General features: G+C 53.6%; 19 protein-coding genes and 1 riboswitch. Of the genes, 12 read left to right on the forward strand and 7 right to left on the reverse strand.

Annotated features, from left to right (window positions below):
- Window position 1 precedes the first annotated feature (1 nt).
- Window positions 2-1,531, forward strand: a complete 1,530-nt coding sequence (locus tag AC23NW_RS06155) for a SusD/RagB family nutrient-binding outer membrane lipoprotein (RefSeq protein ID WP_487448371.1) — start codon at window positions 2-4, stop codon at window positions 1,529-1,531.
- A gap of 79 nt (window positions 1,532-1,610) precedes the next feature.
- Here the strand turns inward: AC23NW_RS06155 and AC23NW_RS06160 are convergent, their stop codons facing one another.
- Window positions 1,611-3,074: a glycoside hydrolase family 130 protein gene (locus AC23NW_RS06160; RefSeq protein WP_293835976.1), complete on the reverse strand. Its 1,464-nt coding sequence runs from the start codon at window positions 3,072-3,074 to the stop codon at window positions 1,611-1,613.
- A 151-nt stretch (window positions 3,075-3,225) separates the two neighbouring features.
- Complete coding sequence (locus AC23NW_RS06165) at window positions 3,226-5,598, reverse strand: glycosyltransferase family 4 protein (RefSeq protein WP_487448372.1); 2,373 nt, start codon at window positions 5,596-5,598, stop codon at window positions 3,226-3,228.
- Between the two features lie 267 nt (window positions 5,599-5,865).
- On the opposite strand from AC23NW_RS06165, the gene AC23NW_RS06170 reads away from it, so the two are divergent.
- Window positions 5,866-7,095: an NAD(P)/FAD-dependent oxidoreductase gene (locus AC23NW_RS06170; RefSeq protein WP_487448374.1), complete on the forward strand. Its 1,230-nt coding sequence runs from the start codon at window positions 5,866-5,868 to the stop codon at window positions 7,093-7,095.
- 117 nt (window positions 7,096-7,212) lie between these two features.
- Here the strand turns inward: AC23NW_RS06170 and AC23NW_RS06175 are convergent, their stop codons facing one another.
- Window positions 7,213-7,983: an SDR family oxidoreductase gene (locus AC23NW_RS06175; RefSeq protein WP_487448375.1), complete on the reverse strand. Its 771-nt coding sequence runs from the start codon at window positions 7,981-7,983 to the stop codon at window positions 7,213-7,215.
- Window positions 7,984-8,096: 113 nt separating this feature from the next.
- Window positions 8,097-8,317: riboswitch (cobalamin riboswitch) on the forward strand.
- Between AC23NW_RS06175 and AC23NW_RS06180 the strand changes: the two genes are divergently transcribed.
- The 5 genes from AC23NW_RS06180 (at window position 8,277) to AC23NW_RS06200 (ending at window position 12,758) form a co-directional block, all read left to right on the forward strand.
- Complete coding sequence (locus AC23NW_RS06180) at window positions 8,277-10,298, forward strand: TonB-dependent receptor plug domain-containing protein (RefSeq protein WP_487448377.1); 2,022 nt, start codon at window positions 8,277-8,279, stop codon at window positions 10,296-10,298. Its footprint overlaps the riboswitch before it by 41 nt.
- Window positions 10,285-11,370 carry a DUF5074 domain-containing protein gene (locus AC23NW_RS06185; protein ID WP_293835963.1) on the forward strand — a complete coding sequence of 362 codons (1,086 nt, stop codon included), beginning with the start codon at window positions 10,285-10,287 and terminating at the stop codon, window positions 11,368-11,370. The genes AC23NW_RS06180 and AC23NW_RS06185 overlap by 14 nt, the downstream gene beginning before the upstream one ends.
- Before the next feature lie 102 nt (window positions 11,371-11,472).
- Window positions 11,473-11,814, forward strand: coding sequence for a tRNA-binding protein (locus tag AC23NW_RS06190; RefSeq protein ID WP_487448379.1), 342 nt, complete (start codon window positions 11,473-11,475; stop codon window positions 11,812-11,814).
- 99 nt (window positions 11,815-11,913) lie between these two features.
- Window positions 11,914-12,444 carry a hypothetical protein gene (locus AC23NW_RS06195; RefSeq protein ID WP_487448380.1) on the forward strand — a complete coding sequence of 177 codons (531 nt, stop codon included), beginning with the start codon at window positions 11,914-11,916 and terminating at the stop codon, window positions 12,442-12,444.
- 32 nt (window positions 12,445-12,476) lie between these two features.
- Complete coding sequence (locus tag AC23NW_RS06200) at window positions 12,477-12,758, forward strand: hypothetical protein (RefSeq protein ID WP_487448382.1); 282 nt, start codon at window positions 12,477-12,479, stop codon at window positions 12,756-12,758.
- A 36-nt stretch (window positions 12,759-12,794) separates the two neighbouring features.
- Here AC23NW_RS06200 and AC23NW_RS06205 read toward each other — a convergent pair whose 3' ends face one another.
- Window positions 12,795-13,649, reverse strand: a complete 855-nt coding sequence (locus tag AC23NW_RS06205) for an SdiA-regulated domain-containing protein (protein WP_487448384.1) — start codon at window positions 13,647-13,649, stop codon at window positions 12,795-12,797.
- A gap of 173 nt (window positions 13,650-13,822) precedes the next feature.
- Here AC23NW_RS06205 and AC23NW_RS06210 point away from each other — a divergent pair, with 173 nt between their 5' ends.
- Window positions 13,823-15,187 (forward strand): M28 family metallopeptidase, encoded by a 1,365-nt coding sequence (locus AC23NW_RS06210; protein WP_293835950.1) that lies wholly within the window; start codon window positions 13,823-13,825, stop codon window positions 15,185-15,187.
- A gap of 48 nt (window positions 15,188-15,235) precedes the next feature.
- On the opposite strand, the gene AC23NW_RS06215 is transcribed toward AC23NW_RS06210, so the two are convergent.
- Together AC23NW_RS06215 and AC23NW_RS06220 are read right to left on the reverse strand one after the other, a co-directional pair.
- Window positions 15,236-15,994, reverse strand: coding sequence for an SDR family NAD(P)-dependent oxidoreductase (locus AC23NW_RS06215; protein ID WP_487448386.1), 759 nt, complete (start codon window positions 15,992-15,994; stop codon window positions 15,236-15,238).
- A 48-nt stretch (window positions 15,995-16,042) separates the two neighbouring features.
- Window positions 16,043-16,924: a fructosamine kinase family protein gene (locus AC23NW_RS06220; protein WP_487448387.1), complete on the reverse strand. Its 882-nt coding sequence runs from the start codon at window positions 16,922-16,924 to the stop codon at window positions 16,043-16,045.
- A 59-nt stretch (window positions 16,925-16,983) separates the two neighbouring features.
- Between AC23NW_RS06220 and AC23NW_RS06225 the strand changes: the two genes are divergently transcribed.
- From AC23NW_RS06225 to AC23NW_RS06235, 3 genes are all read left to right on the forward strand, one after another.
- Window positions 16,984-18,192: an anhydro-N-acetylmuramic acid kinase gene (locus AC23NW_RS06225; RefSeq protein WP_487448388.1), complete on the forward strand. Its 1,209-nt coding sequence runs from the start codon at window positions 16,984-16,986 to the stop codon at window positions 18,190-18,192.
- Window positions 18,193-18,196: 4 nt separating this feature from the next.
- The gene (gene lhgO, locus AC23NW_RS06230; RefSeq protein WP_487448390.1) at window positions 18,197-19,393 is read left to right on the forward strand and encodes an L-2-hydroxyglutarate oxidase; all 1,197 of its coding nucleotides are present in this window, start codon (window positions 18,197-18,199) and stop codon (window positions 19,391-19,393) included.
- Between the two features lie 151 nt (window positions 19,394-19,544).
- Window positions 19,545-19,997 carry an NUDIX domain-containing protein gene (locus AC23NW_RS06235; RefSeq protein ID WP_487448392.1) on the forward strand — a complete coding sequence of 151 codons (453 nt, stop codon included), beginning with the start codon at window positions 19,545-19,547 and terminating at the stop codon, window positions 19,995-19,997.
- On the opposite strand, the gene AC23NW_RS06240 is transcribed toward AC23NW_RS06235, so the two are convergent.
- Window positions 19,994-21,397, reverse strand: a complete 1,404-nt coding sequence (locus AC23NW_RS06240; protein WP_487448394.1) for a high affinity choline transporter 1 — start codon at window positions 21,395-21,397, stop codon at window positions 19,994-19,996. The two genes, AC23NW_RS06235 and AC23NW_RS06240, sit on opposite strands and share 4 nt — an antisense overlap.
- 138 nt (window positions 21,398-21,535) lie before the next feature.
- On the opposite strand from AC23NW_RS06240, the gene AC23NW_RS06245 reads away from it, so the two are divergent.
- Window positions 21,536-21,736 (forward strand): hypothetical protein, encoded by a 201-nt coding sequence (locus AC23NW_RS06245; RefSeq protein ID WP_293835932.1) that lies wholly within the window; start codon window positions 21,536-21,538, stop codon window positions 21,734-21,736.
- The last annotated feature ends 54 nt before the right edge of the window (window positions 21,737-21,790 follow it).

Raw genomic sequence — 21,790 nt, forward strand, 5'->3', positions numbered from 1 at the left:
CATGAAATTAAAATCAATAGTTTTATTAGCGTTTGTTGCGTTGGCAGGGACGTCTTGTCAGGAGTCTTTCCTCGACATCAATACCAACCCAAATACGCTGCCTACTGCCTCTCCTAACTATGTATTCACAAACGCACTGAATACATCGGCAGCTAACATTGTTACCCCAAACGAGATCGGTTCATACTGGTCGGGTCAGTGGACACAGTCGAACGGGTATATCATTAGTACTACTCAGTTTGCTTATAACTTCACTAATGGTGATTTTAACTACTGGGATGGCTACTACGATAACCTGCAGGACTATCAGTTCGTAATTGACAATGCCGACAAATACGATCAGAAATTTTTGAAAGGACCAGCCAAAGTAATGAAGGCATTCCTGTTCCAGCAACTGGTGGATATGTACGGCAGCGTACCTTACACAGATGCACTGAAAGGAAGTGCTGTGCTGGCTCCTAAATTTGACGATCAAAAAGCCGTTTACGAATCGCTGATCACATTGCTGGATGAAGCCTTAACCGACATGAAGGCCAATACATTTGCCAGTGCATTCACAGGTTCTGACCTGGTGTTCAAAGGAAATACTACAAAATGGTCGCAGTTTGCTAACTCACTGAAGATGCGTATTCTGATACACCAGTCACGCATCTCAGGCCGTGATACGTATATCAAAACCGAAATCAATAAAATCGTTTCTCAGGGCTCAGGCTTTATCAATGGCGAAGATGTAGGCTCAGGTGGCAGCGGTTTCTACCTGGCAACGGCTGGTAAAATGAACCCGATTTACGAGCGTTGGGGCTACAATGCTGCCGGTACACGTCAGGCGCTGAACAACTATCCGCGTATTACGCAGTTCCTGGTAAACAACCTCAAGTCGTCAAGTGATACACTTCGTCTGAAGCGTATTGCCTATGCAGTAGGTAACGAAAACACAGCTGCACCGGGCGTAAGCGTACGCGCTGAAATTGCAGCTAACTATAGCGGTACACCATTCGGTGCCAGCTCGGGTTATCTGCCTGCCAACACAAGTGCTGTAGGACCAAGCTTAATCGTTCGCGGTGCATTCGACCGTCCGATTATCTTTATGACTGCTGCTGAAGTACAACTGTTGCTTGCCGAAGCAAAACAGCGGTACAGCGATGTAACCCTGCCAAATACGGCTCAGGCTTATTTCGAAGAAGGAATTAAGCAGTCATTCCGTGTACTGGGTGCAAATACAGCTGGTGCTGAAGCATTCAAAGGCAGCAAAATCGTAAACTATGACTGGGCAGCTACTACTGATAAACTGACAGCTATTGCCACGCAGAAATGGATTGCACTGGCTAACTTCAGCGGTCTGGAAGCATGGACAGAATATCGCCGGACTAACCTGCCTGCAACACCACAGAGTGTGCAGCTGGTTGGCGAAGCCAAACGTCCGCTGCGTTTCTACTATCCGAACACAGAATCAGGTTCAAACGGTACAAACGTGAAAGCCGTTGGTACAATCGATGCGTTCACGACCCGTTTGTTCTGGGATGTTGACTAATTAACCGATTCGTCCGCAGTATATAAAGAGGAAAGGCCGTCAATTGACGGCCTTTCCTCTTTATATACCTTGCCGGTACTTATTTATTGTTATCGCTGGTCAGCTCGGCCAGCAGTTCCTGTACGTTGACAATGGCAAAGCTGCTGGCATAGTCGGCCATGGCGTAGGGGATAATCAGGTCATTGCCGTTGATGATGCCGCCGCAGCTGTACACAACGTTCGGTACGTAGCCTTCCCGCTCGTTTTCGTCGGGGCTCAGGATCGGTTCTTTAGTGCGGCCAATTACTTTCGACGGGTCATTAAGGTCGAGCAGAAACGCCCCGATGGCATACTTCCGCATCGGACCAACCCCGTGGCTCAGCACCAGCCAGCCGGCTTCGGTTTCAATCGGTGAACCGCAGTTACCCAGCTGCACATACTCCCACGGGTAGGTCGGTTTCAGAAGCAGCTCCTTCGTTTGCCAGAAATACAGATCATCCGAATACATCAGGTAGATATTCTCCCCGTCCTGCCGCGACAACGTGGCATAGCGGCCGTTGATTTTACGCGGGAAGAACGCCATCCCTTTATTCTGCACCTCGGCGCCGTTAAGTGTACTGACCTTAAAATGCGTAAAGTCTTTCGTCTCCAGTAACTGCGGGAAAGTGACGTGACCGTTATATGCCGTATAGGTGGCATAATAGGTTACCTCGCCGTTATCCTCCGTAAACTGCACAAAACGCGCATCTTCAATACCGTTCGTTTCGTTCGGGGAACTCGGGAAAATGCACCGCTCATCCATTTGCTGATCTTCGTCGAAATGCAGCTCGTAGTTGGATCTGGCAAGTGCCAGAATACCGTTAGCGATGGCCTCATACTCGGCGTTGTACCGGAATTGAGTTGTAATCCGTTTGATAACCAGCTCCAGCTCGGCGAGGCTAAACTCATCACCAAGACCAGCCAGCATACGCTCGGAAATGCCATTGATCAGCCGGAGCTCATACAGCTTCCGCTCAAATTGTGCTTTATTAAACACATGGTTCGGCACAATCTCAGGCGATGTAACGTAGCGTGATGGTTTCCGGAGCACAATTTTACTGCCTTCGTCGATGTAGCCCATCCGGAACGAAATTGACGAGATATGGCCTTCACCCGTGGCACGGAGGCTGAGGATAAATCGCTTGAATCCCGGCGGCACATTCGTCTGATCGGGGTGCCAGATCATCGACGGATTAAACAGCGCGGCTGATTCGAGGGAGTATTCCATCGTAAAATACGCGCCCAGCAGCAGCTGCCGCTCCATACTCAGCGGCTCGTCGGTCAGTAAATGCGGTTTGATATGCTCAAACCGCTTCTGGAAAAAGCGCTCCAGCTTGTAGTGCCGGCTACCGAATTCATTGATAACTTCCTGAAGCTTAACGGCTACTTCATCGTCAGTCAGCGAACTGACCCGGGCAATGATTTTCAGCGTCCGTGTCGTACTGCCCAGCTCAAACGGACGGAACAGTACACGGGTAGGGTCGGGCCGTAAGACGATGCCCGTTCGGGTGGCTTTTACGCTCATATTTCTAAAACGGGCGGGCAGGCGAACGGCATGCCGCACCTGCCCGCTGACTGGTTTTGTTTCAAACGGTAGTGTAACCGGATTGTTGTTAAAAATAGTACTGTGCCTACTTAACTAAACAAAATTATGGAAAATATAACGTACAGACCGGCTATACTTCCGGAATCCGGATAGCCTGTGGTGCCTGACCGGCGGCCTGCAACAGTTTGGCCAATCCGTTATGTTCGGTGCCGGTCCGGCTGCGGACCATATCGGTAGGGCCGGCGATATGTCCCTGAGCGCCCTGCAACTCGGCGAGCGCCAGCAGGTACGATAAGGTCGATTCAGCCCCCTGATTCTGGTTGACACGGTCGGTATGCAGGCCATCGAAACAGCCACCGGTATGCGGATCGTACAACGGCAGACCCAGGTCGTTCAGACCCGTAAACCATTTAAAGATACGGATCGCTTTCTTGTACCAGAATGTATCGCTGGTGGCGCGGTAAGCTGCCAGACAGGCGGATACCATGCTTTGGGCTTCGAGCGGCTGCTGGTCGAAATACGCGCGCGGCTGGTTCTTTACATAAAAACCGTTGGAGCCGATCGGCTGGAAGTGACCGCGTTCCGCCATTTGCTGTTCGGTCAGCCAGCGTAGGGCTTTCAGGCCCGTTTCGACCTGTTCGGGATGATCCGACAAAATCAGGGCGTGGGCCAGTTTGGCGTTGTCATAAGAGAGCACATGTTCAAACCATGGCCAGTCTTCGGTAGCAGCATTGGTGAAGATGGTCATCAGTTTATCCTGCAACTCCTGCTGGAACGTTTTGGCCAGCCGGTCGTTGCTGAAGCGTTTCTGGTATTCGTGGATGCCCAGCAAGGCAAAGGCCCACGCTCTCGGCGACGTCATGTGCGGTATGCTCGGCAGTACATTTTCGAGCAGGCTCATGGCCCAGGTCGTCAGGTTTTTATTGGTCGAACGGCCCAGACAGGTACCAAGTGCCCAGATTGTCCGGCCGGTGCTGTCGTCTGATCCGACATCTTCCAGCCAGCGCCGGTCATAGCTCATAAAATTGCGGAACTGCTGATGCGCGGGAGAGTAGGCATGATTCAGAAATGCCGCATAGTTGTCCATGACGCCCAGCAGTTTCCGGTCGGTAATACCATTTTCGGTCAGCATCAGCGTCAGGATAAAGGCGCGGGCGTTATCATCGGTACAGTAGCCTTCTTCGTAATAGGGCAGGTGATACCGCGCGTGCTGAACAATACCGGTCGAATCGGTCAGGCGATATAGGTGATCGAGCCGGAGCGTTGGCAACTGATAATGACCTTCGCCACGCAGGGCATACGGCTGTTCGCTGTCCATACGGCCAACGCGGGCCTGGGCAAACGCATCGGCATAGCGCTCAATTGTTTTGGCCCAGATCATTTCACGGCCCATCATGTACGCGCGTTTCCGCATCGCATGGCGCAGCGGCTCGTCGGTCAGCAGTGTCAGGATATTGTCCGCAATGGCATCCGCATCGCCGAACGGTACCAGGATGCCGCGGTCCCCGTCGAGCAGTTCTTCCGCGTGCCAGTACGGCGTTGAGATCACCGCCTTGCCGCAGCCGAATGCATACGACAGCGTGCCTGACGTAATCTGCGCCGGATTGAGGTACGGCGTAATGTAGATATCGGCCGCACCCAGGTATTCGAGCAGATCGTCGAGCTCCACAAAGCGGTTGTAAAACTGAACGTTCTGACTGACACCCAGCGATTCGGCCAGGGCAATCAGCTTCTCGCGGTAGGCTTCGCCCTCGTGCCGGATCAGGTGCGGGTGAGTGGCTCCAAGCACCATATACACTACATTCGGATACCGTTCAACGATCTTCGGCAAGGCATTAATCACGTTTTCAATGCCTTTGTTAGGCGACAGCAGCCCGAATGTCAGGATGGTCTGGCGCCCTTCGAGTCCGAAATGGTCTTTATAGAAGTTTGGATCCACAAAGGGCATATCCGGAATACCGTGCGGAATCAGGTCGATTTTCTCCGCCGGTACATCGTAAATATTGATCAGGAAATCCCGCCCTTTCTCCGACATGCAGACGACCCGCGCCGAGATGTCGGCAATGCTTTTCAGGACGAGCAGCTGGTCTTCATCCGGGTTTTTCAGGATCGTATGAAACGTCGTAACAACAGGCATGGTAAGCGCCCGCAGCAACGTAAGTATATAGTTACCGGCCGGTCCGCCGTAAATGCCGTATTCATGCTGCAGGCAGACCACTTCGGTGTTTTTAGAATTCAGAAATTCAGCGGCTTTCCGGTACGACTCCTGATCATGCTGGTAAAATTCATACCGCACTTCGGTCGGATAATTATACCCCTCCGGTGAGTCATTAACGGATACTACAATCGGTTTTGCATCGGGAATAAACTGCTGATACGACTGATAAAGATCAGCCGTAAAGGTGGCGATACCGCACTGGCGGGGCAGATAGTCACCGATGAACGCAATGCTTTTCGGGTGTGCTTTCCAGGTAATTTGGTTTGAATTGGATAAAGTAGTCATGATCGTTGAGCAGTTGTATACGTATTGATGCGTTCGGATACTACTATAATCCCGGAAAGGGGGTAATTGTTTAAGGCTGAATACCCTGAAAACCGCCTCGTAAAGCGCATAAAAGCAGGATCGGGCCGAATCTTTCTGAACGGCCGCAAACTTTCGTCGGGTGGCGGAGTTAATAGCATAACTACAAATCACTACTAAGCCGGTAGGGAAAGCATTCTCCACTATCGCGCGAGTTAGCACGTAGCCATTCTCAACGTTATAGAACTCATGAATGTACGATCCGCTCAGACATACTGGCTGGAAAACCAACCGGTTTCGAAAGCCGCCCAGACTACGCCGCTCCTACAGCCGCACACCAGTTGTGATGTGCTGATTATGGGCGGGGGTATTACCGGTGCCCTTGTTGCCTATGAACTGCACCGCGCCGGTATTGATACCGTTCTGATCGATAAACGAACCCTGGGACGGGGCAGTACGGCTGCCAGTACGGCCCTGATTCAATACGAAATAGATGTACCGCTTCATCAGCTGATCCGGCAGGTCGGCGAACAGGATGCGGTACTGGCCTACAAGCTTTGTCTGTGGGCCATTTATAAACTGCGTGATATTGTCGGCCGGCTGGATACGCGCTGTGGATTCAATCAGAAACATAGCCTGTACTACGCCGCCAAAACCGACGATCTGGATATGTTGCGGCAGGAGTTTGAAGCCCGTGCCCGGTACGGATTTCAGGTATCATGGCTCGACCGGCAGGCCATCAAAGCGCGGTTCGGCTTTGACGCTCCGGGTGGTATTTTGTCGCAGGAGGCCGCTGAGCTGGATGCGATGGATCTGACACAGGCCCTGTACCGCTACCTGATCGACCGGGGCCTGCGGGTATTCGAAGAAACAACGGCTGAAGAAATTGATTATGGTTTCAAACGGGCCCGCATCCGGACCAACCACGATACCGAAATTTTTGCCCGTAAGATTGTGTATGCCACCGGCTATGAAACGCAGCAGATGATGCAGCGCGATCAGGCGGCCTATGCCGATGCCCTTAAACTGAAAAGTACATATGCGCTGGTAACAGAACCGCTGGCCACTATGCCGGAGGCCCTGCGCCAGTCCCTGATCTGGGATACCGACGAGCCGTATTTCTACGCCCGGACCGCCCGCGACAACCGCCTGATGCTGGGAGGGGAAGACGAGTGGGTAGTAGACGCAGCCGAACGGGACGCTATGATTCCGCAGAAGCAGGAGAGGCTGCTGAAAAAGATCAATGAATTATTTCCGGATGTTGATGCAAAACCGCACCTGACCTGGGCGGGGACCTTTGCCGAGACGCAGGACGGCCTGCCGTACATCGGTGAGCATGAGCGCTATCCGCACAGCTATTTTGCTCTTGGCTTCGGCGGCAACGGCATCACGTTCAGCATTACCGCCGCTAACATTATCCGCAATCTGTTCCAGAACGGTGACTGCAACTACGGTGGTATGTTCCGCTTTGGCCGGTAATTAGCGGAGGGCATAGAGCAGAGAGAATAGAGCCGAGGGCATAGAGCGTAGCGGATAGAGCTAGGGGCGTAGTGTTGACACAACCATGCATCCTCTCTATGCCCTACGCCCTACGCACTAATACCCCCACGCCAGCAGGCCGCCATCCACGGAGATAGTCTGACCGGAGACATAGCCGGCCGCAGGCATACACAAAAACGTAACAACCGAAGCCACTTCCACCGGTTCGCCGATTCGTTTCATGGGCGTGCGGCTGAGGATACCATTGAGCTTATCGGGATTGGTCAGTACCGGAGCGGCAAGCGGGGTGTTGATATACCACGGCGCTACGGCGTTGACACGGATGCCGTCGGTTGCCCATTCCACACACAGGTTGCGTGTCAGCTGATTAAGAGCAGCCTTGCTCATGGCATAGATCGAGCCGCTGCTCGTATGGGTAATCCCCGACACCGACGACACAAACACCACATTTCCCTGTTCAGAGGCTTTCAGTAACGGATAAGCCGCCTGCGTCAGTTCAAAGGCTGAGCGGAGATTGGTGGTCATGATATGGTCGTATTCCGTCGGGCTGTAGTCTGCGGTCGGTTTGCGGATGTTGGTACCGGTGTTATTGACCAGAATGTCGAGTGCACCCCATTCGCCGGTTACGGCATCGATGATTTGACCGGTAGCGCCGGGAACGCTCAGATCAGCCGCCAGTCCCGATACCGTATAGCCCTGCTGCCGGTACCCGGCGAGTTGCTGTTGTAGCCGGTCATTGTCGCGGGCAACGATAAAAACCGAAGCCCCTGCCGCCAACAGTTGTTGGACGATAGCCTCGCCGATGCCTTTGGTGCCGCCCGTTACCAGTGCTTTCCGGTTTGCAAGCGACCAGAGTGATGAAGTCATGAAGAATAATGGGGTATAAAAAGCTTTTTGTAAGCTCAGTGAATCATTAGGCTACCAAACTAGTATTTTAAATTCTATTTCCCTAAAAGGTAAATTCTAACGACAATCCTCTACCTTTGTAACCGATTTTCGGTGCCTGATGCCGCTTCGTGGCGGCTTTCAAGGCTTAAAAGGGAATACCGGAGGCCCTTGTGGCCAGACCGGAGCTGTCCCCGCAACTGTTCGTTTCAGCATACAATTGATTCGCCTGCATGGCCACTGCAACCCAAGCGTCTGCGGGAAGGCCTGAATCAATGAAACAAGCCAGGAGACCTGCCGACGATCCATCAGCGGTAACGGATTCGGAGGAAATCCACAACCCCAACAACTTTTCAGGTAGTCGGTTGAACACATTTTTGCGTCGGATGGTGGCCGGGCTTTGCCTTGGCTGGGTAGGTATTTCGTATAGCGCGCTGGCTCAGGGCGGACAGGAACCTGTTTCCCTGTCGGTGGTAACTGTGCGGGGATATGCCGCCGAGCGGTTTCTGGCGGGCCAGAAAGTGCAGCCTCTCGATTCAACGACACTCGCTCAGTTCCGCTACCAGTCGCTGACCGATCTGCTGGCGCTTAACACCCCTTTGCTCTTCAAAAACTATGGTCCCGGCCAATTGGCTACCGTTTCGTTTCGCGGTACGTCGGCCAGCCATACCGCCGTGCTCTGGAACGGCGTCAATATTAACCAGCCCATGGCCGGCCTGACCGACTTTTCGACCATTCCAGTGGCCGGCTTCGACCAGCTTTCGGTGCAGTATGGTTCTGCCGCCAGCGTGGTCGGTTCCGATGCCGTTGGGGGCAGTATTCTCCTGAAAACAATGCCTGACTTTACCAAAAGCGGACTGTCGGTATTCGCCGGACATCAGCAGGGGAGTTTCCGGAACCATCAGTCGCAGGGGGGAGCACGGTATACCGGCCGGTTGGGCAGTCAATGGCAGGTTGCCGGCAAGACCGTTGTCTACGGCAGCCAGCTGAATAACCGCTATCCTTATCCCGAACGTAAATACTATTACCTTGAACCGACCGAAACCCGGCAGCGGGGGCTTTTGCAGGACCTGTATTTCCGCAACCGGCAGGGGCGGCAGGTTTCGGTGAATGCGTGGCTGACCGATAACGATCTGGTACAGGCACCCGCCGACACGATCGGCCGTGAGCGGACGCGCACACAGAATTACCGGCTAATGGGCACTTATGAGGCCAGCCATACCACCGTGCGGGCGGGCTGGTTCCGCGATGTGCTCGATTATGCCAAAGGTGATTTTAGCCGCCCCAGCCATTCGCTGATGGACCGGCTGATGACCCGCGTCGAGCATGAGCGCTTGTTGTTGCCCGGCCTGAGTCTGCGTGTAGGGGCCGAAGCCTCGCATTACCGGACGCAGGTCGATGGCTATGGCGGACAGGTGGTTCAGGAAAACCGCGCCGATCTGTATGCCCTGACCCGCTATCAGGGCCGGCGGTGGCTGGTGTCGGCCAATCTGCGGCAGGGCTTTGCGACGGGATACCGGGCTCCGTTTACGCCATCAATTGGCGGGGAGTACCAGCTGATCCGGCAGGCCGCCTGGCAACTGACGGCCAAAGGCTCCGTCGGGCGGAGTTACCGGGTGCCGACACTGAATGAACGCTACTGGCTGAATCTGGGCAATCCGGCCCTGAAGCCGGAGCAGGGCATAAATGCCGAGGCTGGCCTGGCTGCGCGTACCACCACCGCAAAAGCCTGGCAGCTGACGGCCGAACTGACTACGTACCGCAACCGCGTTAAAGACTGGACCTATTGGAACCCGACCCGCAACTACCGCGTCGAAAACTTACAGGAAGTACTGGCGCGGGGTGTCGAATGGAACGGCTCAGCCACCTACACACAGGGACGCTGGCAGGCGGGGATGCGCGCGGGCTACGCCTACACCCGCTCGACGCAGGAACGCGTCTATGATGTCTATGCGCAGGATGTGATCGGCAAACAGTTGGTTTACGTGCCCTTACATACCGGTAACCTGAGCGCGTTTGTGAAACGCGGCCCGACGCGGCTGACGATCCAGACGCTTCTGAACACAAAGCAGTACATCACCTTTGATAATATCCAGGCATTACCGGCCTACACGCTGACCAATGTGTTGCTGAACACGCACTGGCAGTGGGGAGCGGTTCTGGGGCAGGTGCAGGGCCAGATCAACAACGTGTTTGATGTCCTGTATCTCAATGTCCGGCGTAACGCCATGCCGGGACGCAATTATGCCTTAAGTTTGTTTTTAACTGTTAATACCAATAAAAATGCAAAACTCTAAATTCCTGTTACTGGCCGGATTAGCTGGCTTGTTGGCGTCGTGTCAGACCAAAGATCCGGAGCCTACACCGTATGAGTCGGGTATCCTGATCCTGAACGAGGGGAATTTCTCACAAAACAACGGGACCATCTCGTATCTGGCCCGTACCTCAACGGCTGCGAAATACGATATCTTTAATCAGGTAAATACGCGTTCACTGAAAGGGGGCGTCAGCGGCTATACCGAAGTCGATGGTAAGGGGCTGATTCTGGTCGATAACAGCACCGCCGGTCTGGATCAGGTGGAGATTGTGGATGCCAGCACCTTTAAGTCGATCGCGACGCTGAAAACACCGGACATCGAAAACCCGCGGCAGGTGATCCGTGTAGCCGCCAATAAGGCATATGTCAGCTGCTGGGACGTTTCGGGCGACTTCAGCGCGGGTACATTCTACAAGGAGCCTGGCTACATTGCGGTGGTCGATCTGGGCTCAAACAAAGTAACGAAGAAGATTCCGGGCATCCGCGCCAACGAGTGGATGGTTCTGGTGGGTAACGAAGTGTTCCTCGGCAGCCGGTACAACGGCGATAAGCTGATGGCCGTTATTGATGTAACAAAAGACGAGGTAACGCAGAAGCTGACCGTGGGTACGAACCCCCGTCCGTTTGCCGTCGATGCCAACAGCCGCCTCTGGATCTCATCAGGCTCAGAAATGATCCGGATGAACACGCAGACCAAAACCATCGAAGCACGGATTCCGGCAGGTTCAGATGCCACCAAAACGCCGTCGGCCGTTGGTATCAGCCCCGACAAGCGGACGATCTATTTCGTGCGTTCATATTACGACGCCAACTACAACTCGAAGGGTGAAGTGTACAGCTTCGGCATCAGCGATGCCGCAATTTCGACCACGAAACCTATTGTGAATCGCTATTTCTCGAACCTGAACGTAGATCCGCAGACGGGTAATCTGTACGGAACAGCCGTGCCATCATTCGGGCAGGCGGGTTATGTGCTGCGTTACCAGGCAACCGGTGCACTCATTGATTCAGTAAAAGCTGAGATTTCACCGGCAGGCGTTTACTTCAAGTAAGCAGGCCGGATATGTAAAATGGACAATGTACAAGGAGTAACAGGGCTTGCGGAGCCGCATTATTCATTGTACATTGTCCATTATTCATTTAATACCTGCCGTATGCCTGCCGAAACCATTTCGTGGAGTGATTTTGAAAAGGTCGAAATCCTGACCGGAACCATCATTGGTGTAGAGCCTTTCCCCAAAGCCCGTAAACCGGCCTACCAGCTGACGATTGATTTCGGGCCTAAGGGTATCCGCCGTTCATCGGCCCAGATTACGACACTTTACCAGCCCGATACCCTGATTGGTAAACAGATTGTGGCTGTTGTGAATTTCCCGCCTAAGCAGATTGCCAATTTTTACAGTGAATGCCTTGTGCTGGGGGCCGTGGCCCCGGACGGTACCGTAACGCTGCTCCAGACCGAACGCCCGGTTGATAACGGCCAGCGTATTGCCTGATTAAGGGATATAAAAAAAAGAAACGGGCCATTATATGTCAGAATGCCCTGTTTTTTCGTTGGCTTAACACAGCTCCGCATATAGTACCCTGACCTTTTCATGAGAAAAATTATACTTCTGTGGTGTTTGCTGGTGCCTTTTCTGGCGACAGCACAACAGCGCGATACCGTTTTTTACCGGTCTACGGCCATTCCGGCGCATTTGCAGCCTATTGAGCGGGCCGCCGGCTCATCGGCGCTGGGCAGCGTATATTACTACGGTGGCAAACGCCTGTCATCACCTAATTCCCTCGAAATTCCTTTCTACGAACTAAGCCATCCGGCGGTAACCCGGCATTACCGGAACTACCGGCTTGCCACTACGGTGAGCCGCCTGACAGCCATAGCTCCGTTTATTTACTTCCTGACCCAGCGGTCGGGCGTCCGTTTCAACAGCCGCGAATACTGGACCATTTATATCGGTTCGGTTGCTGCTTCATTAGGGGTGTCTATATATGGCAACTCACAGGTCAACAAGGCCGTGAAGCAGTATAATTCGGTCTTACGGGAGGCCCGTCTCGGCGTATCGGTACAGTCATTGCCCGGTAACGCAACGCCTGTGATGGGTGTTGGCGTACGGGGAAAATTTTAACACAAAAGTCAACAGTTAAGACATTGGAAAGTATGAAAAAAACAGCTCTGTGGATAGGCGCCATTGCCCTGTCTACCTTGTTTTCGTCCTGCGACAGCGTTGAGCGGGATGCCCAGCACGTAGCCGATCTGACCTGCAAAGCCCAGAAAGCCGCCGTTGGTCTGATCACGGGAGAGGCCTCGGCCGATGATGTACGCAAGCTCCGCGACGAGGCAAAAAAGATCAAAGCCGATATGGAAGGCAAGTACTCCGATCCGGAAGACCGGAAAAAATTCGCCAAGCTGCTGCTGGAAAAAATGGCCGACTGCGAATAGGGTAACGTATTAGTGATACCGTGATAGTTACCGATGTCACGGTATCATATTAAACGTCAGTAAATAACCGCCTTCGCTGGCGATGTATAAAGTGCCGTCGGGAGCGAAACAGATCCCTTCCGGCTGTTTGAAAAGCTCAGGATTCAGCGGTACCGACGACAGAAATTTCCCTTTCCGGTTCAGCACCAGCAGCCGGTGCCCGTTCGAGGCAAGGACATAATAATCGCCCGATTTCGGGTGAACGGCAATGCCCGCCGGTTTTACCTCATGGTCGGCGTGTTCTTTGGCCCCCGCTGTATTCGTCGCTTTTTCAAACGCCTTTAATTCGTCCTGCTTAATAACCGGCCCCTGAAAAAGTGTGCCGTGCTTCAGGTCGTAATAATAAATCGGTTTATCACTGCCTTTGCCGTCTTTTACGGCGAGCAACAGGGCGTTTAGTTTCGGGTCATAGCCCAGCCCTTCAACATCATTTTTGCCGGGCAGCCCCACTTTGATGTGGGCAACGTATTTTGAGCCCATCGGCTGGGCCGGAAAGTGGTAAATCTCCCCGTCACTGCGTAAGGCAAACAGCTCCTCGTTTACATATTCAACGCCTTCGTAATCGCCTTTCGACCCGAAGACAACTTCGTCCGCTACTTTTTTCTTTTTCAGGTCATACAGAAAAACAACCGCCAGCTCATCCTGAATGCAGGCCAGCATGCCCGGCTTGAAGTAGCTGAGGCCGGAAATTTCCCGCAGGTCACGGGGCAGGTCATAGCGTTGATCGGGCTTGGTAAGATCGTAAGGTACGGGCTGATTGATTACCTGCTCCGTGGTGTCCTCCTGTTTTTTAGACTGACAGGCACCCAATATGCTTACAAGCAGGAAGGCATATAGAATTTGTTGTTTCATGGGGAGTAGTTAGTACTGGGCGTTGTGGCACGAAGGTACGGCAGGAAACGGTCTGACAGACGATACCTCCATAGATGGTAACGGTAAGTTTATCTACTTAATTTGGGAGTACATCTAAAATCGGCGGAGAAAAAGGACATTTTGTTATTTTCGTTGGCACAATCAACAAATTCATGCAGAAACGACTACTACTTTCCTGTTTACTGGCTACGCCTTTTTGCCTTTCCGCCCAAACCATCGTCAACCGTGACCCGCAGATCAGTCAGATCGTCAGCGAGCTGTCGGCCGATAGCCTGCGGGCACACATCGACGGGCTGGTAAGTTTCGGTACCCGCCATACGTTGAGTACATCAACGGATGATAAACGGGGTCTTCCGGCCTCGCGCCGCTGGGTACTGGGCAAATTTAACCAATACGCAAAGCAGTCGGGCGGCCGGATGACGGCTACTATTGATGCGTGGACGCTGAAAGCCGATGGCCGCCGCGTAGATAAGGACTATGAAATCGGCAACGTTATTGCCACGCTCAAAGGGACCGATCCGAACGACGACCGTGTGTTTATTGTGCAGGGCCATATCGACAGCCGGGTCACCAACGTCATGAACCGCGAAAGCAACGCTCCCGGCGCAAATGACGATGGCTCGGGAACGGCGGCAGTTATTGAACTGTGCCGTGTCATGAGCAAGTACCAGTTTCCGGCTACCATTGTCTTTGCCGTCGTCAGCGGGGAAGAGCAGGGGCTGCTGGGCGCCGAGCACCTGGCCGAACGGGCGGTACAGGAAAAATGGAACCTCGAAGCGCTGCTGAACAACGATATTGTCGGCTCCAATAACAAAAGCGTGTCGCCGGGCGAAGATAAGGTGATCGACAACACCCGCGTCCGGGTTTTCAGTGAGGGGCTACCGGCGTATCAGACTGCCGACAAAGCGGCCAATATCCGGCAATATGGCACCGAAAACGACGGCAAGGCACGTACGCTGGCCCGTTACCTGAAAGAAATCGGGGAGCGGTATGTGGATAACCTGGAAGTAGTGATGGTGTACCGGAATGACCGCTACCTGCGTGGGGGCGATCATACACCGTTTGTGCAGCGGGGTTTTGCCGCCGTCCGGATTACCGAAATGAACGAAAACTACGAGCACCAGCACCAGGACCTGCGTACGGAAAACGGCACTGAGTTTGGTGATTACGCGAAGTTCATGGACTTTGACTACCTGCGGAAAAATACCGGCATCAACGCCGCCGCGCTGGCGAACCTGGCTAAAGCACCGATGGTACCCCAGAATGTGACGGTTGATGTCCGTAACCTGACCAATTCGACAGCCTTATACTGGCAGGCTCCCAAAAACGGTAAGGTAAAGGGCTATTACGTGCTGATGCGGGAAACGCACTGGCCGTTCTGGCAAAAGAAGTTCTTTACCACTAAACTGGGTATGACGCTTCAGTATTCGAAAGACAACTATTATTTCGCGGTTCAGGCGGTTAGCGAAGACGGTAACGAAAGTCTGCCCGTTCTTCCCGTGCCGAACCTGCGGTAAGCTTATGACTGTAGAGACAAGGAACGGCCTTGTCTCTACAGCTTTACATCACATGGCCGTCATGCCGCCATCGAGCTGAATGGCCTGCCCGGTGCAGAACGCATTGGCATCGGAGCAAAGCCAGAGAATGGCCTGGGCAATTTCTTCCGGTTGTCCGAACCGCCCTATCGGAATCACCTGCAACAGTTTTTCTTCCATCCCCGGCGCGACCGACAGCAGGCCGTCAACCATGGCCGACCGGGTGTATACCGGACAAATCGCATTGATGCGGATATTCTGCCGTACGTATTCGGCGGCCGTGGCTTTGGTCAGGCCGATGACCGCGTGTTTGGCGGCTGTATAGGGTGCACTCTTCGGCAACCCCCGGACGCCCGCAATCGAGGCTACATTGACGATCTTGCCGGAGCCCTGCGTCAGCATCTGCCGGATTTCGGCCTGCAGGCAGTAAAACACGCTGCTGAGGTTAACGGCAATCATCTGGTCCCAGTCGGTAGCCGATTGTTCGGTGATTCTGGCAAACTTGCCACCAATACCGGCGTTGTTTACGGCTACATCCAGCCGGCCGTAGTGCGCGACCGTCTGGTCGATCAACGCCGTAATTTGTTCGGGCTGTCCTACATCACAGGCGATAAAATGCGCTTCGCCGCCCTGTCCGGCAATAAGACGGCAGGTTTCCTGTCCGCTTTCTTCGTTGATGTCAGAAACAATGACTTGTGCTCCGGCTTGTGCAAAAGCCAGTGCGGTGGCGCGGCCGATCCCCGAGCCGGAGCCGGTGACGAGCGCAACCTGATGCGTAAAATCAAACATAAGGTTCAGGATTAGTAACGGTAAAATAGCGGAAAGCCGCGACAGAAATCAAGTAAACCGCTTCAGGACTTTTTCGATGCCGCTGAGGTAGCCGGTGCCGAAGAGATTCAGGTGTACAAGCAGCGGATACAGGTTGTAGATTGGTACCCGTTCATCAAAGTCGCCGGCGAGCGGAAAGGCTTCGTGATAACTGGCATAGAACCGTTCATCGAAACCGCCGAACAGTTTGGTAAAGGCGATTTCGGCTTCCCGCAGGCCATAATAAACCGCCGGATCGATCAGGGCGGGATGGCCCTCGGCGTCAATCATGACATTGCCCGACCACAGATCGCCGTGCAGCAGGGCGGGCCGTTCATTCGGCAGCAGGTCGGGCAGGCGTTCTTTTAACCGGAAAAAACGGTCGTACATCGGCTTGCTCAGCAGCTGGTTATACATAGCCAGACCAGCCATGGGCAATAAGCGGCGTTCAAAGAAAAAATCAATGCCGTTGTCCATCTGGCTATTGTTCTGGATCAGCGTGCCGATATAATTATCCTGTGAAAAGCCGAAGGCGTGCTGCGTATGCCGGTGAATCAGCGCAAGCTGACGCCCCAGCTCCGGCCAGAACGTTGGATTGTTGAGTGCCGAATCAATGTATTCCAGAATCAGATACGATTTATCCATATACCGGCCCACGCCGATCACCTGCGGAATGGTAAGCGCGCCGGTCTGGCGGAGCACCTCAAGGCCTTGTACCTCACAGTCGAACAGGTCGGGCTCTTCGGCGTGGTTCCATTTGACAAAAAACAGTCCTGCCGACGAAAAAATACGGGCTGCCGTACTGATGTCTCCGCCCGAGAGGAACTGGGTGTCAATGACATCAACCGGCTGGCCGAGCGCCTTGAAAAGAATATGTTCAAAAAAGTCAAACTGATCGTTTCCCCAAAACATGTTTTCGTCATTAACCAGGTTAAATTAGCTAAATTTGCCATTTGCACGCACCTGGACGCATGAATAAGCAAGTTCAACGATTATATGAAATAGCCGGCCGCCGTGAGCGCCGGATCATCGGCCTGATGTCGGGTACATCACTCGACGGGCTGGATATTGCCCTGTGCCGGATTCAGGGCAGTGGCCCTGAAACGCAGGTTGAGGTAACACATTTTGATACGATTCCCTATACCGACGACATAAAGGCAGAAATCCGTAAGGTTTTCGCTAAAAAGGAAATCGATTTCCAGCATCTTTGTTTGCTGAACCCGTGGATCGGGCGGCTGCATGGACACATGGTTCTGAACAGCCTGGAACGCTGGGGAATTCCGCCGGACCAGATTGACCTGATTGCCAGTCACGGGCAAACCGTTTTTCATGCGCCGAAAGCCCTGCATCAGCAGGATAAGTTTCCGAATGCAACGCTGCAGATTGGCGATGGCGATCATGTGGCCGTAACAACGGGCATCATCACCCTCAGCGATTTCCGGCAGAAGCACACGGCGATGGGGGGCGAAGGAGCTCCGCTGGCTGTGTACGGTGATTATTTTGTGTTTTCAGCACCGGCCGAAAACCGGATTCTGCTGAACATGGGCGGGATCGCGAATTTTACGTATCTGCCCGCGACACAGGACGCAACGGAAGTTTTTACCACGGATACCGGTCCGGGAAATACCCTGCTGGATGCCTTTGCACGGCGGTTTTCGGATAAGCCGTATGACGAAGACGGCCGGATGGCGGCCAGTGGTAAGGTAAATACCGAGTTGCTGAAGGCGCTTAAGAAAAATTCGTTTTTCGACCAGCCGTTTCCTAAAACGACCGGCCCCGAATTATTCAGCCTCGACTACGTCCGGCAGGCTCAGCAGCGGAGCAGCACGACCTCACTATCGCCCGAAGACCTGATGGCGACCCTGACACGGTTCAGTGCCGAAACGATTGCGGAGACGGTGTTGCGGGTCATTAAGCCTGATGAGACCTACCACGTGTACATGAGCGGGGGCGGGATGCACAATCCGGTGCTGACCGGTGCGATCCGTGAACTGCTGCCGAACTGCACGTTTGGCCGGACCGACGACATCGGTATCTCGGGCGATGCCAAGGAAGCGGTATTGTTTGCCGTGCTGGCGAATGAGGCGGTAGCCGGCGGCCAGACTTTGTTTGAACGCGACGATAAAAAGCGGGCGGGCGTACCATCTGTCACGATGGGCAAGATCTCCTTCCCCGGATAACTTTATGCAAGACATTATCATCATTGGGGGCGGTATTGTGGGGCTGGCAACAGCCCTGCAAATCAAGCAGCAGAGCCCGAACCTGTCGGTAACCGTACTGGAAAAGGAAACACACGTGGCCGCGCATCAGACGGGGCATAACAGCGGTGTGATTCACTCGGGTTTGTATTACAAGCCCGGCAGCCTGAAAGCAACCAACTGCATCCGTGGCTACTGGTCACTGATTGAGTTCTGCGAGCGGGAAAACATTCCGTATGAGCTTTGCGGGAAAATTGTGGTGGCCACAAAGCCGGAACAGATTCCGCAACTGAACATGCTCTATGAGCGCGGGCAGCAGAATGGCCTCGAAGGACTCAAAAAGCTGAGTCTGGCGCAGATGCGGGAAATTGAACCCTATGTGAATGGTGTCGAAGGAATCCGCGTACCACAGACCGGTATTATTGACTATAAGCAGGTTTGTGAGAAATATGCGCAGAAGTTCCGCGAACTGGGCGGCGAGGTGCGGCTCGGTGAGAAAGTCGAGCAACTGACGCCCGGCAACAGCCTCAGCGTGGTAGTAACCAATAAGGGTGCTTACGAAGCCAAACTGGTGGTTAACTGTGCGGGTCTGTATTCGGACAAGGTTGCGCAGATGACGCAGCGCGACCCGATCAATCTGAAAATTGTGCCGTTTCGCGGCGAATATTATAAGCTGAAACCAGAGAAGGAGTATCTGGTTAAACACCTGATTTATCCCGTCCCCGACCCTAATTTCCCGTTCCTCGGCGTGCATTACACGCGGATGGTACACGGTGGGGTAGAGGCAGGCCCGAACGCGGTGCTGGCCTTTGCGCGGGAAGGCTACCGTAAATCCGACATCAACGCCAAAGAGCTGTTTGAAACGCTTTCGTGGCCGGGTTTTCAGAAAGTGGCTGCCAAATACTGGGAGACCGGTCTGGGCGAAATGTACCGCTCGTTTTCAAAATCGGCGTTCACCAAAGCCTTACAGGAACTGATTCCGGATATCCGCGAAGAAGACCTGATGGATGGCGGGTCGGGGGTACGGGCGCAGGCCTGTGACCGTACCGGCGGTCTGCTCGATGACTTTGCCATTTTTGAAACCGATCGGGCCATCAATGTCTGCAACGCGCCGTCGCCGGCCGCCACGTCATCGCTGTCGATCGGGTTGACGGTGTCGGAGAAGGTAATCGCCCGTTTCTGACAGGATTCGTATGATGGAATGATGAACAGGATTTTGTTGCCATCTTTAATGGCGGATTTTAAATCCGGAACAGCAATTAATCAATCATAGTAATCCTGCAATCACAGTAATCCTGCAATCACAGTAATCCTGTAATCATACAAATCATAGTATGAAAGTACGCCCGAGTGCACTGATTATACAGAATAACCACGCCCTGCTGATGCATTATCGCTACGGCGATGTCGATGTATATGCCTTACCCGGCGGCAACCCCGACCGTGGCGAAACCCTGCCGCAGGTCACCGAACGGGAGCTGGAAGAAGAACTCGGCATTACCGTCGAGGTCGGCCCGATGATCCTGGCCGGTGAGGTGATCCGCCCCGAAAGCGACCCGACACAGGCACATAAAGTAGTGTTGCATGTGGTCTTTGCGGCCGATATCATTGCCGGTTTTCCGGTGCTGAATCCGGAGCATACAACCGCCCTGGCCGTTGTCTGGAAACCCGTCCGTGAGCTGGACAGCCTGAATATGTACCCCAACGTCGGGCAATACATTCAGGATCTTATACTGAAACAAAGCCCGTTAGGCTACGTCGGTACGATTGACCAGGCATTTTTTTAAGCCTCAACTGTGTCGGTAACCAGGGGTGAATGGGGCTTGCCGGTTACCAGAGAGCCGATAAGCATCCCCATAATACTGGTCGCCAGGCCCCACAGCATCGGCGGAAATTCGGTTTCAATCGCCAGTGCGCCGAACCAGACCAGCAAGCCTGCCATCATTGCGCTTAGACAGCCGGTCGCATTGGCCCGCGGCCAGTAAATGCCGGCTGTCAGCGGTACAAACAGAGACACCAGACTGAATGCCGACGACTCACCCACCAGCTCGAAAATGCTGGTATCGCGCGTCATACACATCAGCACGACCGCAAACGTAATGACCACCACGGCTACGCGGATGGTCAGCAGCAGGGTTTTGTCGCTTAAGTCGGGCCGGAAAAACTTCACGATATTTTCACCGAAAACCGTCGACGGGGCCAGAATGGCGCCGCTCGATACGCTCAGGATGGCCGAGGTCAGGGCGCCGAAAAACAGGATCTGCAGAAACAGATTACCGTGGCGGAGCACCATGTTCGGAATCAGCATCTGGTTGTCAGGCGGTAAATCGGGGTGCAGCAACCGCGCACTCAGGCCGATAAACAGGGGTAAAATCGCAATAGTAATGTAAAAGAAAGAGGCCAGATAGGATGCCTGTACCGTGGTACGTTCAGATTTTGCCGACATAACACGCTGGAAAACATCCTGTTGTGGGATGGAGCCCAGGCCGATAGTCATCCAGGCGGCCATGTATTCAATAATGCCTTTGGCGTTCCAGTGCGGCAGAAACCGGAAAAAACCGTCAGGCATTTTGTCGGCCACCGTACTGATACCGCCAACCGGCTCCCACAGCATCACGACAATAATGATCAGCGCGATGACGATGATGATATTGTGGAAGAAGTCGGTTACGGAAATAGACCACATGCCGCCCAGCAGCGTATAAATGGCGACGATGATGGCGCTGACCACAATACCGATTTCGCGCGGCACCCCCGTTACCACTTCCAGTACAATCCCGATGGCGATAAACTGAGCCGCAATCCAGCTGAAATACGACGGAATCAGGATCAGGGCCGACAGCAACTCTGCCGACCGGCCGAACCGCAGGCGGAAGTAATCGGAGAAGGTAGTAATCTGTAAGCGGTACAGCGGTCTGGCATAAAAGGCGCCGACCAGAAAAAGGCAGAGCGCCGAGCCGAATGGTTCTTCGATGATCGCCAGCACGCCGCCCTCGACAAACGTGGCCGGAGCACCCATGATGGTTTCGGAGCCGAACCAGGTAGCAAACGTGGCTGAGGCGGCCAGCACAAGTGGTAAACTGCGGCCGGCCAGCACAAAGTCCTGCGTTGAGGTAACCCGCCGGGCTGCCCAGGCCCCCACGGCAATATTGGAAAGTAAATACAGCGCGATAAAAAACAGTAGCATATCCGATTGAGGTAACGCTACCAAAGCTACTAAAAAGTAGTAAACCAAATTTTATTCTATATTTACTATAGGCTTTATTTTGTTTGCTGTATCTTTGATTGTGCACACGTGTTGTTATGGTGTGGCCGATACTTGTCTATGAACCTATTGAAACGTTTCCTCTCAGTTTATGAGTCCCGTCTGGTGTTTGTGGTGGCAGCGCTGGTGTTTGTGGTCTTACTTGGCTTTTGTTTTCAGGCATGGCAGTCCGGCGAAGATGCCGGGATGCGGAGCGCGGCGGTTGGCGGAGGCCTGATGGTGCTGGTACAATATTACCGGCGGCAGCGGTCAAAAGTCTGACGAATGGTTTTGGTATTGGGTACATCAGGTTGTTGATATATGCCGCGAAATGCA

The sequence above is a fragment of the Arsenicibacter sp. R0_47 genome, from assembly GCF_057652235.1.

Excerpts from the sequence above, each read along its gene's own strand:
- AC23NW_RS06180 (WP_487448377.1), top strand. The coding sequence starts at position 8,277 with ATGAAACAAGCCAGGAGACCTGCCGACGATCCATCAGCGGTAACGGAT.
- AC23NW_RS06245 (WP_293835932.1), top strand. The coding sequence starts at position 21,536 with ATGAACCTATTGAAACGTTTCCTCTCAGTTTATGAGTCCCGTCTGGTG.
- AC23NW_RS06215 (WP_487448386.1), bottom strand. The coding sequence starts at position 15,994 with ATGTTTGATTTTACGCATCAGGTTGCGCTCGTCACCGGCTCCGGCTCG.
- AC23NW_RS06160 (WP_293835976.1), bottom strand. The coding sequence starts at position 3,074 with ATGAGCGTAAAAGCCACCCGAACGGGCATCGTCTTACGGCCCGACCCT.
- AC23NW_RS06240 (WP_487448394.1), bottom strand. The coding sequence starts at position 21,397 with ATGCTACTGTTTTTTATCGCGCTGTATTTACTTTCCAATATTGCCGTG.
- AC23NW_RS06235 (WP_487448392.1), top strand. The coding sequence starts at position 19,545 with ATGAAAGTACGCCCGAGTGCACTGATTATACAGAATAACCACGCCCTG.
- AC23NW_RS06190 (WP_487448379.1), top strand. The coding sequence starts at position 11,473 with ATGCCTGCCGAAACCATTTCGTGGAGTGATTTTGAAAAGGTCGAAATC.
- AC23NW_RS06195 (WP_487448380.1), top strand. The coding sequence starts at position 11,914 with ATGAGAAAAATTATACTTCTGTGGTGTTTGCTGGTGCCTTTTCTGGCG.
- AC23NW_RS06170 (WP_487448374.1), top strand. The coding sequence starts at position 5,866 with ATGAATGTACGATCCGCTCAGACATACTGGCTGGAAAACCAACCGGTT.
- AC23NW_RS06220 (WP_487448387.1), bottom strand. The coding sequence starts at position 16,924 with ATGTTTTGGGGAAACGATCAGTTTGACTTTTTTGAACATATTCTTTTC.
- AC23NW_RS06210 (WP_293835950.1), top strand. The coding sequence starts at position 13,823 with ATGCAGAAACGACTACTACTTTCCTGTTTACTGGCTACGCCTTTTTGC.
- AC23NW_RS06225 (WP_487448388.1), top strand. The coding sequence starts at position 16,984 with ATGAATAAGCAAGTTCAACGATTATATGAAATAGCCGGCCGCCGTGAG.
- AC23NW_RS06155 (WP_487448371.1), top strand. The coding sequence starts at position 2 with ATGAAATTAAAATCAATAGTTTTATTAGCGTTTGTTGCGTTGGCAGGG.
- AC23NW_RS06200 (WP_487448382.1), top strand. The coding sequence starts at position 12,477 with ATGAAAAAAACAGCTCTGTGGATAGGCGCCATTGCCCTGTCTACCTTG.
- AC23NW_RS06205 (WP_487448384.1), bottom strand. The coding sequence starts at position 13,649 with ATGAAACAACAAATTCTATATGCCTTCCTGCTTGTAAGCATATTGGGT.
- lhgO (WP_487448390.1), top strand. The coding sequence starts at position 18,197 with ATGCAAGACATTATCATCATTGGGGGCGGTATTGTGGGGCTGGCAACA.
- AC23NW_RS06165 (WP_487448372.1), bottom strand. The coding sequence starts at position 5,598 with ATGACTACTTTATCCAATTCAAACCAAATTACCTGGAAAGCACACCCG.
- AC23NW_RS06185 (WP_293835963.1), top strand. The coding sequence starts at position 10,285 with ATGCAAAACTCTAAATTCCTGTTACTGGCCGGATTAGCTGGCTTGTTG.
- AC23NW_RS06175 (WP_487448375.1), bottom strand. The coding sequence starts at position 7,983 with ATGACTTCATCACTCTGGTCGCTTGCAAACCGGAAAGCACTGGTAACG.